Origin of the sequence: Chryseobacterium sp. (genome assembly GCF_022869225.1) — a bacterium.
Lineage (GTDB): Bacteria > Bacteroidota > Bacteroidia > Flavobacteriales > Weeksellaceae > Chryseobacterium.
On the sequence record NZ_JALIHL010000001.1, the window covers coordinates 3,718,853 to 3,734,576 of the forward strand.

11 protein-coding genes are annotated in these 15,724 nt (G+C 39.7%); 9 read left to right on the top strand and 2 right to left on the bottom strand.

The genetic code is table 11. The annotated features are described in order from the left end of the window. Nucleotides 1–281: 281 nt before the first annotated feature. Both MUW56_RS17365 and MUW56_RS17370 read left to right on the top strand, forming a co-directional pair. Nucleotides 282–1,421 carry an acyl-CoA dehydrogenase gene (locus tag MUW56_RS17365; protein ID WP_292014371.1) on the top strand — a complete coding sequence of 380 codons (1,140 nt, stop codon included), beginning with the start codon at nucleotides 282–284 and terminating at the stop codon, nucleotides 1,419–1,421. Nucleotides 1,422–1,443: 22 nt separating this feature from the next. Then, the gene (locus tag MUW56_RS17370) at nucleotides 1,444–1,809 is read left to right on the top strand and encodes a hypothetical protein (protein WP_292014372.1); all 366 of its coding nucleotides are present in this window, start codon (nucleotides 1,444–1,446) and stop codon (nucleotides 1,807–1,809) included. 207 nt (nucleotides 1,810–2,016) lie between these two features. Here MUW56_RS17370 and MUW56_RS17375 read toward each other — a convergent pair whose 3' ends face one another. Both MUW56_RS17375 and MUW56_RS17380 read right to left on the bottom strand, forming a co-directional pair. Further along, entirely contained in the window at nucleotides 2,017–2,958 is a 942-nt protein-coding gene (locus MUW56_RS17375; protein ID WP_292014373.1) for a DUF4349 domain-containing protein, read from the bottom strand. 385 nt (nucleotides 2,959–3,343) lie between these two features. Continuing rightward, nucleotides 3,344–4,939, bottom strand: a complete 1,596-nt coding sequence (locus tag MUW56_RS17380; protein ID WP_292014374.1) for a peptide chain release factor 3 — start codon at nucleotides 4,937–4,939, stop codon at nucleotides 3,344–3,346. A 235-nt stretch (nucleotides 4,940–5,174) separates the two neighbouring features. On the opposite strand from MUW56_RS17380, the gene MUW56_RS17385 reads away from it, so the two are divergent. The 7 genes from MUW56_RS17385 to MUW56_RS17415 all read left to right on the top strand — a co-directional run bounded on the left by MUW56_RS17385 (nucleotide 5,175) and on the right by MUW56_RS17415 (nucleotide 15,402). Beyond that, complete coding sequence (locus tag MUW56_RS17385) at nucleotides 5,175–6,005, top strand: CPBP family intramembrane glutamic endopeptidase (protein WP_292014375.1); 831 nt, start codon at nucleotides 5,175–5,177, stop codon at nucleotides 6,003–6,005. Between the two features lie 30 nt (nucleotides 6,006–6,035). Then, entirely contained in the window at nucleotides 6,036–6,623 is a 588-nt protein-coding gene (rdgB, locus tag MUW56_RS17390) for an RdgB/HAM1 family non-canonical purine NTP pyrophosphatase (protein ID WP_292014376.1), read from the top strand. Nucleotides 6,624–6,784: 161 nt separating this feature from the next. Beyond that, nucleotides 6,785–7,699, top strand: coding sequence for a ribonuclease Z (locus MUW56_RS17395; RefSeq protein ID WP_292014377.1), 915 nt, complete (start codon nucleotides 6,785–6,787; stop codon nucleotides 7,697–7,699). Nucleotides 7,700–7,709: 10 nt separating this feature from the next. Continuing rightward, nucleotides 7,710–8,477: a TIGR02757 family protein gene (locus MUW56_RS17400; RefSeq protein ID WP_292015430.1), complete on the top strand. Its 768-nt coding sequence runs from the start codon at nucleotides 7,710–7,712 to the stop codon at nucleotides 8,475–8,477. 11 nt (nucleotides 8,478–8,488) lie between these two features. Next, a complete protein-coding gene (locus MUW56_RS17405) occupies nucleotides 8,489–9,052 on the top strand; it encodes a DUF1003 domain-containing protein (RefSeq protein WP_292014378.1) in 564 nt (187 codons plus the stop codon). Nucleotides 9,053–9,297: 245 nt separating this feature from the next. Next, nucleotides 9,298–11,655 (top strand): choice-of-anchor L domain-containing protein, encoded by a 2,358-nt coding sequence (locus MUW56_RS17410; protein WP_292014379.1) that lies wholly within the window; start codon nucleotides 9,298–9,300, stop codon nucleotides 11,653–11,655. A gap of 171 nt (nucleotides 11,656–11,826) precedes the next feature. Beyond that, nucleotides 11,827–15,402 carry a choice-of-anchor L domain-containing protein gene (locus MUW56_RS17415; RefSeq protein ID WP_292014380.1) on the top strand — a complete coding sequence of 1,192 codons (3,576 nt, stop codon included), beginning with the start codon at nucleotides 11,827–11,829 and terminating at the stop codon, nucleotides 15,400–15,402. The last annotated feature ends 322 nt before the right edge of the window (nucleotides 15,403–15,724 follow it).

Genomic DNA, 15,724 nt, shown 5'->3' on the forward strand with positions numbered 1-15,724 from the left:
TTTTTTAATTTCAGAACTTTGGAGGTGGTGATCGAAAATTATTTGAATGTTTACCATAACATATTTTGTGTTGCAGTGCGATCATTAACCGGATATTATGTTTATGTAAAATGTAATTTTTATGATCATTTATAAGATGACGGATAAGAAAACACATCATTTATAAACTTTTATTTTTCCTCCTTCCGGCTGCCTTTCCTCCGGCCTTTTCCCAACTTCTAATTTATTTTTCCAGATTTGCCTAAAAAGTGTAAATTTACGGCTATCTAATTATTTTTTTTATGGACTTTAATTTATCGGAAGAACAGCTGATGATTCAGCAGGCAGCAAGAGATTTTGCACAAAACGAACTATTACCTGGAGTTATTGAAAGAGACCGTGACCAGAAATTCCCAGCAGAGCAGGTGAAGAAAATGGGAGAGATGGGCCTTTTAGGAATGATGGTTGATCCAAAATACGGAGGTGCAGGTATGGACAGCGTTTCTTACGTTTTGGCAATGGAGGAGATTGCAAAGATAGATGCTTCTGCAGCTGTTGTAATGTCTGTAAACAATTCATTGGTTTGTGCGGGTCTTGAAAAGTTTGCTTCTGAAGAACAAAAAGTAAAATATCTTACGCCTCTTGCAAGCGGACAGGTAATCGGAGCATTCGCTTTATCTGAGCCTGAAGCCGGTTCTGATGCAACTTCTCAGAAGACAACCGCAGAAGATAAAGGAGATTACTACCTTCTCAACGGGATTAAAAACTGGATCACCAACGGCGGAACAGCTTCTTATTATATCGTGATTGCACAGACGGATCCTGAGAAAAAGCACAAAGGAATCAATGCTTTCATCGTAGAAAGAGGATGGGAAGGTTTTGAAATCGGACCAAAAGAAGATAAACTGGGAATCAGAGGAAGTGATACCCACTCTTTGATCTTTAATAATGTGAAAGTACCAAAAGAAAACAGAATCGGTGCTGACGGTTTCGGATTCAACTTTGCTATGGCTGTGTTGAACGGGGGAAGAATCGGGATTGCTTCTCAGGCTTTAGGGATTGCTTCCGGGGCTTATGAAATGGCTTTGAAATATGCTAAAACTAGAAAAGCTTTCAAAACTGAAATCATCAACCACCAGGCAATTGCTTTCAAATTAGCTGATATGGCTACTCAGATCACTGCAGCTAGAATGTTATGTTTCAAAGCAGCCTGTGAAAAGGATGCCGGAAAAGATATTTCCGAAAGTGGAGCAATGGCTAAGTTATACTCTTCTCAGGTAGCGATGGATACTACTATTGAAGCAGTACAGATCCACGGTGGATACGGATATGTGAAAGAGTACCACGTAGAAAGATTAATGAGAGATGCGAAGATCACCCAGATCTATGAAGGAACTTCTGAAATCCAGAAAATCGTGATCTCAAGAAGTATCGCAAAATAAACATCAATAAAACACACTCCCTATGAAAAAATCTTTGTGGATCACCCTCGGTGTCGTACTGCTGTTATTAGGAGTATTGGTATGGTATAAGTACTTCTTCGTTTTCGGAGAAGGAGTAAAATCCGGATACCTGAATTATGCCATGAAAAAAGGCTATATCTTCAAAACGTATGAAGGTAAACTGATTCAGGAAGGATTTGGAAAAGGAAAAACAGGAACCATTACAAGCTATGAGTTTGAATTTTCTGTAGATGACCCTGAAGTTTTCAAACAACTGGAAACCAACAGCGGTAAGACTTTTGACCTCCATTACAAAGAATATAACGGAGCTCTTCCGTGGAGAGGAAACACAAAGTTTGTGGTTGATAAAGTAGTGAACATGAAATAATATAAATAAGGCTCTCAGATGAGAGCCTTATTTTTCACCAAATCACAAAATATTAATATATGAAATAAAAATTTCCAGGTTGACTTCGAATTTCGTTTCATGACGAATTCGTTTCTATTTATAAATTTAAGCATAAGAATCGATCTGAAATTCTAAATATCATTAAAAAAATATTAAAAATCCACCACAAGGATGGAGTTTTGTATTCTAATTTGAATCTGTATTAGGCGTGTTCTTGCTTTTCTTTTTATAAAAATAATATCCAATTCCTCCCATCAGAAATAAAGGCCACAGCGGAAGCAGAAAAAGGAATATGGAAGTGATAACCTCCCAGCCGGATGAAACTGCAGCCAGGGATTTTTCTGCAAAGGTTTCAGGTTCTTTTGCCGTCTCTACCTGATCTGTAAGATGTAGTGAAATACTGCAGATCGCATGATCAGTATAGTTATTTCCGGAAACCTGAACGTTTTTACTCTCAATATCCCCAATATTATGGCTTAAGGCATCCATTAAGTCGTCAAAATTCCGCATAGGGACTTTGATTTCCATCGTATAGACTTTTTGATCCTCCTTTCTGCGGTCTGCGGATTCTATATAGGAAAGGTCTTCACTTTTGATAAAGCCCTTATTTTTGAGGACTTCCTCCTTAATGATTTCTTTGACCGTTTCTGCGTTTTCAGCTTTGAGAGAGAGCTGTCCGGATTTCACCATTCTGTTTTCTGATAGACTCAGTTCGCTGTCATTCTTAGGCTTTTCTTTGTAAATAACTTTGGTTTCTTTAATAACTTTGGGCGCAGGAACGTTCACAACGATTTTTTTAGACTTTTTCGTGGCTGAATCCTTTTTCTCAACTCTTGATTCCAGCCTGGTGGAAGCGATTTTATCAGATAGAGAATCCACGATCTTTGAGGTATTTTCTATTTTCTGCTGAATATCGTTTTTGGTATTTTCAAAGTCCTTTATTTTAATATTGGCTGAATCCAGGGCCTTATCAATGGTCTTATGAGCATGGTCGATAGTTTCTGTAGCTGCGGTAGCAGTGCTGTCTGCAGACTGTATTGTTCTTTCAAGGCCGGATTGTGCCGTTTCTCCCTTTTTACACATGATGAAGGTGCCTGATACAGCAACCAGTAATATGAGCTTTTTCATAACGTTAATTTTTTGATGAAGTAAAATTAGCCGGAAGGTGATGGAAAAGCTTGTAAATGGAATGTATTATCCTGGTAAAATTATAACTGTTTGGTTTTTATTATTTTGTATTTGTTTTACAAGAGGTTTACAAAATATTTTTTACACTTCAAATAGGGTTGGAGGCAGATTTTTACAATGTATACCGTGAGCTGCAAAAGTTTTTAAACACTTCCGTTTTTTTATTTCCATTTTTTTATGAAACCCATTGGGAATCTATACATCCCACCGGAGGGGCAAGCCAAAGATTTGACGCGTGGCTTTACCCGTATAGAGCATAAAAAATCCGTAGAATTTTTCTACGGATTTATACTTTCAGCAATCTTGCCTTTTGTAATTTTATCGGTTAATGATCTCTGAATTCACTGATGAAATGCAGCTTCACATTCGGGAATTTTTCCTGCGTCATGTGAATGGTGAACGAGGAGTCTGCCAAAAATACCAATTGATTGTATTTATCCCTGGCAAGGAATCTTTGCTTTAATCTGGCAAATTCTTTAAACTCTTCGGATTTTTCATCCGCTTCTACCCAACATGCCTTATGCATGGATAAAGGCTCGTAGGTACATTTAGCTCCGTATTCATGCTCCAAACGATATTGGATCACTTCATACTGAAGGGCACCCACTGTTCCGATGATCTTTCTGCCGTTCATTTCCAGGGTAAACAGCTGTGCAACCCCTTCATCCATCAGCTGGTCAATACCTTTTGCCAATTGTTTTGCTTTTAAAGGATCATTGTTGTTGATATAACGGAAATGTTCAGGAGAGAAGCTCGGAACTCCTTTGAAGCTGAGCTTCTCACCTCCTGTAAGGGTGTCACCGATTCTGAAACTTCCTGTATCATGAAGACCTACGATATCGCCGGGGAAACTTTCTTCCACCACTTCTTTTTTATCAGCAAAGAATGCGTTAGGAGAAGAAAACTTCATCTTTTTACCTTCTCTTACCAATAAATAATTTTCGTTTCTCTTAAAAGTTCCTGAAACAATTTTTACGAAAGCAAGCCGGTCCCTGTGTTTAGGATCCATATTCGCGTGGATTTTGAAAACAAAACCTGTGAACGTATTTTCTTCCGGCTTTACCATACGAAGATCACTCTCCTTAGGCTGCGGCATCGGTGCAATTTCGATGAATGCATTCAGCAGCTCGCGTACTCCGAAATTATTTAAAGCAGATCCGAAGAAAACCGGCTGCAGATCACCTTTCATATAATCTTCACGGCTGAATTCAGGATATACGGATTGTATCAGTTCCAGTTCATCCCTCAATGTCTGAGCAGCTTTTGCCCCTATCGCTTCATCAATAGAAGGATCATTGATATTATCAAAAGTAATGGATTCTCCTACCTTTTGTTTTTTCTCTTCAAGGAATAACTGGATATTGTTTTCCCAGATGTTATAAATTCCCTGGAAATCACTTCCCATACCGATTGGAAGGGAAAGAGGGACAACTCTTAATCCTAATTTTTGCTCTACTTCGTCCAGCAGGTCAAAAGCATCTTTACCCTCACGGTCAAGTTTGTTGATGAATACCAGCATTGGAATGTTTCTCATTCTGCAGACCTGAACCAGTTTTTCAGTCTGTTCCTCAACCCCTTTTGCCACGTCAATAACAACAATTACAGAATCTACAGCTGTTAATGTTCTGTAGGTGTCTTCAGCAAAATCTTTGTGACCCGGAGTATCGAGGATATTGATTTTATGATCTTTATATTCAAAAGCCAATACGGAAGTCGCTACAGAGATCCCTCTCTGTCTTTCAATTTCCATAAAGTCGGAGGTCGCTCCTTTTTTTATCTTGTTGGATTTTACAGCACCTGCTTCCTGGATTGCCCCTCCGAAAAGAAGTAATTTCTCTGTAAGAGTGGTTTTTCCGGCATCCGGGTGAGAGATAATCCCAAAAGTCTTTCTTTTTTGTATTTCTTTGATTAAGTCTGACATATTGTATTTTGAAGTTGCAAAAATCGTGATTTTTTACGAGGTTTCAAATAATTCCGGGAATAAATGGGTGATTGTTTTTGGATAAGGGCGATGAGGTTGAGGTTACAGGGTACAGGAATGGTCTGGCATCTGCTATATGATATCACAGATCTCGGACCTAAGTATTTCCTTTTTTAGTTGCCCGTAGCATTCAAAAAAATTATCTTTGTTTCGATAAAATTTTACAGAGAAAATAATGGAAAATAGCAAATATCCAAAGTTTACGTTCACATGGTTGGGAGGTCTTACTTTGGTAGCTGGACTGTTTGTGGGAACGATGGCTGTTTCTTTATTGGGTACTTTTTGGAAAGTTGCTTTCAGAGAAAACCTCGAGCTTAAGGACTGGTTTTTTATGGTGGCTAATTCTGTAGGATTTCTGACAGCTATTGCCTTTTTTGACTTTTTTATTGTACGGCGTACCACTCAAAGGAAACTGAACTTTAATCTCTCATCGGTTAATTTTTATACCTATCTTCTGATTTTCCCGATGATGGCAGGAATGATGTTTATTACAGAATTCATTACCTCCTTAATCCCAACCACAGGCCCTTTTTTCGGAGATTTTTACGAATATTTTACACAGCTGATGAATCAGCTGACTGATGATCCGGTAATGATGATCATCATGACCGTGATTATGGCCCCGGTTTTTGAGGAAATTATATTCAGGGGAATCATCCAGAAAGGGTTGATGAATAAAGGCGTTGAACCATGGAAAGCGATTCTGTATGCTTCCATTATTTTTGGTTTGGTCCACGGTAATCCCTGGCAGTTTATCAGTGCTGTCATGCTTGGGTGTGTATTGGGACTGGTATATTATAAAACAAAATCTTTACTGATACCTATGCTGTTGCATGGGTTTAATAACCTGAGCCTTTCCTTATTGGTACTTTACGGTAAAGAGGAAAGCTTTGGAAAGGTTTTTAAAGTTTCAGAATGGCTTATACTGGCAGTTGGAATAGTTCTTTTTTCCTTATTCTACTATCTGTTTATGAAAAAGTACAAAGTACATTACTCTGAAATCTAATGAAGCAAAGCTTAAAAGTAAAAATTGAAAATGAATAGAGACATGGAATTATTGGTAGCGACCCACAACGAGCATAAAAAAGAAGAGATTCAACAGATCTTAGGAAACGACTGTAGCGTGAAAAGTCTTACAGATTATCATATTCACGAAGAAATTGTAGAAGATGGAGATTCTTTTCATGCCAATGCTTTGATCAAAGCAAAATACTGTTTTGAAAAAACCGGTATTCCAAGTTTGGGAGATGATAGCGGTTTGGTGGTCGCATCCTTAGACGGAAGACCGGGGATATTTTCTGCCCGTTATGCAGGAGATCATGATTTTGCTAAAAACATTGAAAAAGTATTGGAAGAAATGACGGGGATCGAAAATAGAAAAGCTTATTTTGTCACTGTTTTATGCTATTACGATGAAAACGGAGCCCAGTATTTTGAAGGAAGGGTTCATGGAAATTTATTGACAGAGAATAAAGGATTCAAAGGGTTCGGATATGATCCTATTTTTGTTCCTGAAGGATATGACAGAACCTTTGCGGAAATGAATCCTGAAGATAAAAATAAAATCAGCCACCGTAAGCAGGCATTAGATTTGTTTATGGATTTTTTGAAGGTAACCGATTAAATTGACATAACAGAACTGCCGGTTGGTCTGTGGCGAAAGCTCTTTTGTTTTTCACAGGGTTTAAGCCACGGCTATTTAAGGATATTCTTCACCGTTAAATTTAAATGGGAAATACCCGTTTTAGATTTTCTGTCGTACATTTGTTATAATAAACTATTGATTTGAGTACTTATTTAACGATATTAGGTTTTAATTCAGCTATCCCGACTATCAATTCTTCACCTACAGCACAGCTGCTGGAAATGGAGGAAAGACATTTTCTGATTGATTGCGGAGAAGGAACACAGGTACAGCTGAGAAAAGCAAAAGCAAGATTTTCAAAAATCAACCATATTTTTATTTCCCATCTTCATGGCGATCATTGCTTTGGCCTTCCGGGGCTTATTGCTTCTTTCCGCCTGTTGGGAAGAGAGAATCCCCTGCATGTATACGGCCCGAAGGGGATTAAAAAAATGTTGGAAACCATTTTTACCATTACAGAAACCCACCGCGGTTTTGAGGTGGTGTATCATGAATTGGATAAAGACTATTCAGAAAAAATTTATGAAGACAACAGGGTAGAAGTGTATACGATCCCGTTGGATCACAGGATTTACTGCAATGGCTATCTTTTTAAGGAAAAACCCAAAGACAGGCATCTCAATATGAAAGAGATTGCCAAATACAGCGAAATTGAAACCTGTGATTATCATCATATCAAAGCAGGAAAAGATTTTGTGTTGAGTGATGGTTATGCCCTTAAAAATGAGATACTGACACTGGAGCCGGCACCGTCCGTTTCCTATGCTTTCTGTAGTGATACGCGTTATCTTGAAAGTGTATTGCCGATCATTAAAAATGTAACCGTTCTGTATCATGAATCCACATTCCTGCATGATTTAAAGGAAATGGCAGATTATACCGGGCATTCCACCGCCCTGGAAGCTGCTACTATTGCTCAGAAAGCTCAGGTCGGGAAACTGATCCTTGGCCATTTTTCCAACAGATACGGGGATTTGACAGTGTTCACAGATGAAGCAAGAAATGTCTTTCCCAATACGTTTTTACCAAAAGCGCTGGAAAGTGTGAAAATTTAAAATGAATATGCTGAAGTTTGAAGAATTAAAAAGTTTTCTGGACGAAAAAGCTGACCGGTATAATACTCCCGACTTTATTGAAAATGACCCGGTACAGATTCCGCACCGGTTCTCCTTACGACAGGATATTGAGATTGCAGGATTTTTATCGGCAACAATTTCCTGGGGAAACAGAAAGTCCATTATCAGGTCAGCTGAAAAAATGCTTGATATCATGGGCCATTCTCCCTATGATTTTGTGATGAACTATACTGAGAAAGATCTTGAAGGTATTCAGGATAAAAGTATTCACAGGACTTTTAACGGACAGGATTTTGCTTATTTCATCAGGCAGTTCAACAGGATTTATAAAGAAAATGAAAGCCTGGAAAGCCTGTTTGAAGTAAAAGAAACCGAAACAAATTTTCTGCAGCCTATTGAACGGTTCAGAAATGCTTTTCTGGAGCTTGAAAAACATAGGAGCCATAAACATATCAGTTCTCCCGGTAAAAACTCTTCTGCAAAAAGGATCATGATGTATCTGAGATGGATGGTGCGTAAAGATAAACGCGGCGTGGATTTTGGAATCTGGGAAAACATTGATCAGAAATATCTTTCTATCCCTTTGGATGTACATACCGGAAATATTTCAAGGAAACTGGGGCTTATTTCAAGAACACAGAATGACTGGAAAACCGTGGAAGAACTGGATACTGCTATCAGGCAGTTTGATGAAAATGATCCGGCCAAATATGATTTTGCTTTATTTGGGCTTGGAGTGACCAAAGAACTCTTGTAAAAAATAAAAAGATGAAAAAATATAATGAAAAAACAGAAGTTCTTGAAAAAATAGCCAATAGTATTACCTCGTGGATCGGTTCTATTCCGTCACTTATTGTACATACCGTGCTTTTTATTACTTCATTTCTGCTTCCGATGGTCGGCCTGGTTGAATTTGATAAAATGCTTCTGATTCTTACTACGGTTCTTTCTTTGGAAGCGATATACCTGGCGATCTTTATTCAGATGTCTGTCAACAAAAGCCACGAAAAAATTGAAGATATCCAGGAAGATATCGAGGAAATCAGTGAAGATATTGAAGATATCCAGGAAGATATCGAAGAGATCAGCGAAGATATTGAAGAGATCAGTGAAGATATTGAGGAGATCAATGAAGACATCGAAGATATCCAGGAAGATATCGAAGAAATCAGTGAAGACATCAATGAAGAAGAGGAGGAAGAAGATCATAACGAAAGAGCCAAAAATGTAATCCTCAAAAGCAATGTAAGCTCCAACAAAAATGAAATAAAAGCTTTAAAGGACATCATTGCCCAGCTTCAGAACGAGATTGATCAGTTGAAAAAAGAATGATGTAATTGTATTGTTTACAAATGCGGATACATCAAAGATAATTACCGGATAGAAGCAGATTAGCAGGTGTTGATCTGCTTTTTGTTTCCGAATATTTTTAAGTTTAAAAATTACTCTTCATGTTTAATAAAAATTTAAAAATAAAAAGCATTTGTTGTAAATAAATGGATTAAATTAATGTTTAAGCCTTAAATTGGTTAATTTAATTTCAATATTTTTCCTACATTTGGACAAATGAAATTAAAATGTTAAATTATAGATTAAAAAACTATTTTTTCCTTTTTTCTTTTTTAATGGCTTCTGTGTCTGTTTTTTCTCAAACAGTACCAGCCAGAAAGCCGGAAAAAGTATACCCGTCAGCAGAAAGTTTGAAAGCCGGAGCATTTATCGATGTAAATGTTCCTCCTTATGTAGGTTCTACCTATACTCCTGATCTGCTGGTGAAAAATATTTTGATTAATGGAGGAACCAACTGTACAACGGCCAATGTTACCAATGTTACAGTTTCCCCTAACCATGCGTTAGATAATGCGAACAGATTTTGGGGGTATTTTAATAAAGGGACAGCCAACTTTCCTTTTAAAGATGGGATTGTATTAACGACAGGGCGCGCCTCTGAATCTGGAAATACCTTCCTGGGGGCTGTCGGTGCTTCAGTGGGTTCGGGAAGTGACGCGGATCTTGTTACTGCTACCGGCGCTACCGTGAGTCTGGTGGATGCAGTAGCCCTGGAATTTGACTTCGTTCCCAATTCTACTCAGGTGAAATTCAATTATATTTTTGCTTCGGATGAATATATATCCAATTTCCCGTGCTTGGGGTATTCTGATGCTTTTGCCCTTCTGCTAAAGAAAGTAGGAGATCCCACATATACCAATCTTGCGATACTTCCCGGAGGTGCAGGACCTGTAAGTGCCACGAATATTGTGCCTACAGGAAACGGGTTTTCCTGTGGTCCTATTAATGAAGCGTATTTTGGAGGATTGACTAATCCGCATGTTGGTATCAATTATTATGGAAGAACCACTCCGCTGACAGCTGTTGCTGATGTAATTCCCGGGCAGACCTATCACTTTAAAATGGTACTTGCAGATGCAAAAGACTCAACACATGATTCTGCGGTGTTCCTGGAAGGAGGATCCTTCGATATCGGAATTAAAATTGTAGACGGAAATGGAGCCGCTTTACCCGGTTCTATTAATATGTGTGACAATACCCCACAGCAGCTGAAGGCTCAGGTAGCTGCCATCCCGGGAATGACTTTTCAGTGGTATAAGGATGGTGTTTTAATTCCCGGAGCGACCAATGCTGTGTATATAGCGAATCAGCCAGGAGTATATGTTGTCAAAGTAATGACCCCGGGAAATCAGTGTCCCGGAGAAGCAAGCATCACGATTGTAGGCGGAACAAGCCCCACAGTAAAGAATGCAGAACTAAAACTCTGTTCAACACCTTCTCTGAGTACTTTTAATTTGGAAGATGCCAAGCCTCTGATCAGCACGACACAGGGCGCTGTATTCCGTTTTTATACCAACCAGGCTGATGCTCAGACTCAAAATAACAGCTATATTACCAATCTGACCAATTATACGGGAACGGACGGGCAGATTTTATATGTGCTTGTTTCCAACGGAGCGTTTTGCAGTAAAATCGCTACTTTAACATTAAGAAAAGAAGAAACTCCTGTCGCCCAGCTCGCCGCTTCCAGATTAAAAATCTGTGCCGGAGAGTCTTTAGTGCTGACCGCATCCGGAGGGGCTACTTACCAATGGAATGATAACTCAGGAGCAGGAGCGATACGAACAGTGAGCCCGACCCAAACGACGACCTATACCGTATATGCAATCGGAGCACAGGGATGCGTATCTTTACAGCCGGCTTCTGTTACCGTTGAGGTAGTGCCTGCCATTGTTTCCTCTTTGAAAGGAGGACATATCTGTGAAGGAGATAAAATCGTTTTGGATGCAGGGGCAGGACCTGGTTATACCTATGAATGGAGTACAGGTGAGACCACCCAAACCATTACGGTAGGTACCCCGGGAGAATATACCGTAACAATCAGCAATGCCGTTTGTTCAAAAGTGTTTAAAACACAGGTAATCCGTGCTGTAATTCCTGAAGTTACAAAAGCGGACTACAATGATAACGGAACCCTGATCATTACAGCAAGTAACCCTAGTAACGGGATACTGGAATACTCCATAGATAACGGAATTAGCTGGCAGTCTTCCAACATATTCTCGAATGTACCCAGAAATAAGGTAATTTCTATTCGTGTCAGGGTTAAGTATACCAGTTGTATAGGATTCCTTGAATATTTTACATTCGTAATGAAAAACGTAATTACTCCGAATGGGGATAATATCAATGATATCATCGACTTTAGGGGAGTGAGTAATTATAATGGCTTCACTGGATTTGTTTTTGACCGTTACGGAAGAGAAGTATTTAAAGCTGAGAAAATAAGACCGTACTGGGATGGGTATTTCCAGGGCAAACGCCTGCCGACAAATACTTACTGGTACCAGGTATCCTATGAAGATCCTGCAAGTAAGCAGCTTACTGTAAAAACGGGCTGGATATTGCTTAAGAACATAGAGTAACTTTTGAATTATAATTGAAAGACTGACTGTTTTGTCAGTCTTTTTTTTATCAGAATGGAATAAATAAAGTTGATATTCTATAATAAATAAAGTTGCGTTAGTAATAATGTAAATTACGTTAAACTGAATTTTAATCAAAAAAAATAGTATTTTTGTTTAAAATAATATAAAATGTTAAATAGGAGGACAGGAAGTTTATTTTTTGCGTTATTTTTTACACTGATAGGGAACTTTTTCTCTTCTCAAAACCAGGGAAGGGTAGATGTTGCCAGAAAAGCCGGTGCTGCCTCTATGAGAGCTGGAGTTTTTATTGATGTAAATGCACCGGGCTATCCTGAATCAGGTTATAACATCACACAACTGGTGAAAGATGTTTTGATCTCAGGAGGAGGATGTAGTACCGCAGCGGTAAGTAATGTAACGGTATCTCCCAATTTATCTCCCGGTAACCAGGAGCGAAGCTGGGGATATTTTAACAAGGCAACGACCAATTTTCCGTTTAACAAAGGAATTATATTAACGACAGGATTTGCCAACAAAGCCGGGAATAATTTCCAGGGAACCCTTAGTGATGGGCTCCCTTCCGGCGGAGATGCTGACCTGGCTACCGTATTGGGAATTCCTAATTCTCAATTGTTTGATGCTACTTCTATCGAATTTGATTTCGTAGCTTCCTCCACTGAAATTTCATTCAGGTATTTATTTGCCTCTAAAGAATATCAACAAAATTTTCCATGTACCATTACGGACGGTTTTGCTTTATTATTGAAAAAGGTGGGTGACCCTACCTATACTAATCTAGCTATACTTCCTGGAGGAGCAGGGCCTGTAAGTGTGAAAAATATTCACCCTGCCTATCCTAATTGCGGTCCGATCAATGAATCTTACTATGGGGGAACAAATACCGCTCAAATCGAAACCAATTTTGATGGGCGTACAATACCTTTAACAGCAAAAGCAACTGTTATCCCGGGGCAGACTTATCATTTTAAAATGGTATTGGCAGATTACCAGGATCGTAATTTTGATTCAGCTGTCTTTTTGGAAGCAGGATCGTTTGATATCGGAGTAAAGATCCTTGATCCTGCAGGAGTACAGCTGCCTGCAACAGTGAATATGTGTGATAACACACCACAGACATTTACAGCTTCTGTTCAGGGCGCTAATATTACCTATCAATGGTTTTTAGGTTCTAATCCAATTCCGGGAGCTACAGGAGCGAGCTATACCGCTACGCAGCCTGGAGTCTATTCCGTTAAAGTCTATATCCAGGGCAATACATGTCCGGGAGAAGCCACCATCACCGTAGTAGGAGGAACGTCTCCCACGGTACAGAATGCAACTTTAACAGCATGTTATTCTGCAGGGAATGCTACATTTAACCTGACCTCAGCACAGGCTGCCATCAGTACCACTCCGGGAGCTGCATTTTCATACTATACCACGTTAGCAGACGCAAATGCCGGAAATGCTAATACAATCCCGAATCCTACCGCCTATCAAAGTGCCGGGGGACAAACCATTTATGTTTTAGTTAAAAACGGCTTCTGTTCCAAAGTAGCTCAGCTGCAGCTGGTAAAAGCGCCACAGATGACTGCCACTATTGCACCTCCGGCGGTATTAACCTGTACCAATTCACAAATAACTTTAAACGCTTCCACATCTGTGTATCCGGCTGGTGCTACCTATAACTGGACGACTACCGGAGGAAATATTGTTTCGGGAGGCAACACTTTGACTCCTGTTGTCAACGCTGCCGGAACCTATACTTTAACCATATCAAATACTTATCAGCCCGGAAATGTCAACTGTACAGCCACAGCCAGTGTTACCGTTACAGGAGACAGTGCGCCGCCGGCAACAGGACTTACAGCCAGTAAAATCAAAATATGTAATGGTGATTCTGTAGTCTTGACAGCTACAGGAGGGGCTACCTATAACTGGACGGGGCTTCCTGGAACCGGCAATACCCAGACAGTATCCCCTACAGTGACCACAACTTATACGGTAACTGCTGTAGGAGCCAATGGATGTGTATCTGCCAATCCTGCAACAATAACCATTGAAGTATCACAACCATTCACAGCTCAAAATGCAACATTACACAAGTGTTATCAGCCAGGATTAACCTATGATCTTACAGAGGCGCAGCCTCAGATCACGGGAGCTGCGGGGATCACTTTTACCTATTATGTCAATCAGGCAGATGCCATTGCTGCGAATGCCAACTTTATTACAACTCCTACAGCTTATACTCCACCAGGGAATCAAACCATATATGTATTGGTGAGCAACGGAGGGTGTAGCTATGTGGTTTCCTTACAGTTGCTGAGATCAGCTGAAACGACATTAACCATAGCAGCGCCGCAGACGGTTACCTGTACCACTCCTCAGGTTACCCTGGATGCTTCTGCTTCGGTAATACCACCAGGATCTACCATTACCTGGACGACTACAGGCGGAACCATAGTATCGGGAGGGAATACCCTTACCCCTGTCGTAAGTGCAGGAGGTACTTATACATTAACGGTTACCAATGTCTCTCAGCCAGGAAACCTAAGCTGTACCTATACTTCAAATGTAACAGTAACTCAGGATACGGCACTGCCTTTTGCAGGGCTTACTTCATCACAACCGCGTATATGTGTGGGAGAATCTGTAACGCTGACGGCTACCGGAGGAGTTACCTATAACTGGCCGGGACTTCCCGGAAACGGAAGTACTCAGGTGGTTTCCCCTGCAACGACTACCGTATACACGGTGTATGCAGTAGGAGCCAATGGATGTGTTTCTGCAACACCGGCTACAGTGACGGTTCAGGTAGGACCTCCTATTGCCGGAATTGCCGCTTCCAAAACAAAAATTTGTGCCGGAGAATCTGTAACGCTGACGGCTACCGGAGGAGTTACCTATAACTGGCCGGGACTTCCCGGAAACGGAAATACTCAGGTAGTTACCCCCACAGTGACTACTACCTATTCTGTATTTGCATTGGGAGGTAACGGATGTAGTTCGGTAGAAGCTGCTAAAATTACCATTGAGGTTGTTCCTGCTATAGAATCTACCTTGAAAGATGTCTACGTATGTGCCGGAGATAACGGAACTCTGGATGCAGGAGCCGGACCCAATTATACTTACGTTTGGAGTACGGGAGCGACTACGCAGACCATTACGACCAATATCCCGGGTACTTATAGTGTAACAATAAGCAACGGGGTGTGTTCTAAAGTATTTTCAGCTCAATTGATCAATCCGGATTTACCTCAGTTTACCAATATAATATATGACAATCATGTTCTTACGCTTACTGCAAGCAATCCGACAGGAGGAATTTTAGAGTATTCCATAGATGGAGGAAGTACATGGCAGTCTTCTAATATTTTTTATGGCACTTTAAATAATACTACCTATCATCTGATGGTGCGTGTAGTAGGTTCGAAGTGTGGTACATCACTGGATTATTTTACTCTGGTGATCAGTAATGCCATAACTCCTAATATGGATGGTTTCAATGATGCCATAGATTTTACGGGAATCAGCGGCTATAAAGACTTTGCTGCTTCCATTTTTGACAGGTATGGTGCTGAAGTATTTAAAGCAACAAAAAATGAGACCATATGGAGAGGATCCTTAAAAGGCTCAAATCTTCCTACCGGTACTTACTGGTACAGGGTACAGTGGGAGAATCCGGCCAGCCGAAAACTAGAGCAGCGCTCAGGCTGGATATTATTAAAAAACAGAAACTAAATCAGTGTAAAATAAAAGTAACAGAATCTTCCGGAAACGGGAGATTTTGTTGTTTTTAAAATAGTCAGTGTTTGGACAGTTTATTAAAGAAAGTCTGTAGAGGCTGTGATGGCTAATCGTTTTTATCACAGAAAAAAAATATTTAAGAAGAAACAGTCAATGAGAGAATAACCGGTATTATTTCACTATTCATGGATAAAAAATATGTTTTTTATCGGAATAGACAGTTAATCCCCTGTTTTTGTTTTGAAGTAGGAATGATTAGTGATAATTTTCGCAATAAATTTTAGTGAATATTTTTCTTATTTTTTTATAAAAAAAC

Coding starts and splice junctions, on each gene's coding strand:
- MUW56_RS17365 (WP_292014371.1), top strand. CDS start 282: ATGGACTTTAATTTATCGGAAGAACAGCTGATGATTCAGCAGGCAGCA.
- MUW56_RS17370 (WP_292014372.1), top strand. CDS start 1,444: ATGAAAAAATCTTTGTGGATCACCCTCGGTGTCGTACTGCTGTTATTA.
- MUW56_RS17375 (WP_292014373.1), bottom strand. CDS start 2,958: ATGAAAAAGCTCATATTACTGGTTGCTGTATCAGGCACCTTCATCATG.
- MUW56_RS17380 (WP_292014374.1), bottom strand. CDS start 4,939: ATGTCAGACTTAATCAAAGAAATACAAAAAAGAAAGACTTTTGGGATT.
- MUW56_RS17385 (WP_292014375.1), top strand. CDS start 5,175: ATGGAAAATAGCAAATATCCAAAGTTTACGTTCACATGGTTGGGAGGT.
- rdgB (WP_292014376.1), top strand. CDS start 6,036: ATGAATAGAGACATGGAATTATTGGTAGCGACCCACAACGAGCATAAA.
- MUW56_RS17405 (WP_292014378.1), top strand. CDS start 8,489: ATGAAAAAATATAATGAAAAAACAGAAGTTCTTGAAAAAATAGCCAAT.
- MUW56_RS17410 (WP_292014379.1), top strand. CDS start 9,298: ATGTTAAATTATAGATTAAAAAACTATTTTTTCCTTTTTTCTTTTTTA.
- MUW56_RS17415 (WP_292014380.1), top strand. CDS start 11,827: ATGTTAAATAGGAGGACAGGAAGTTTATTTTTTGCGTTATTTTTTACA.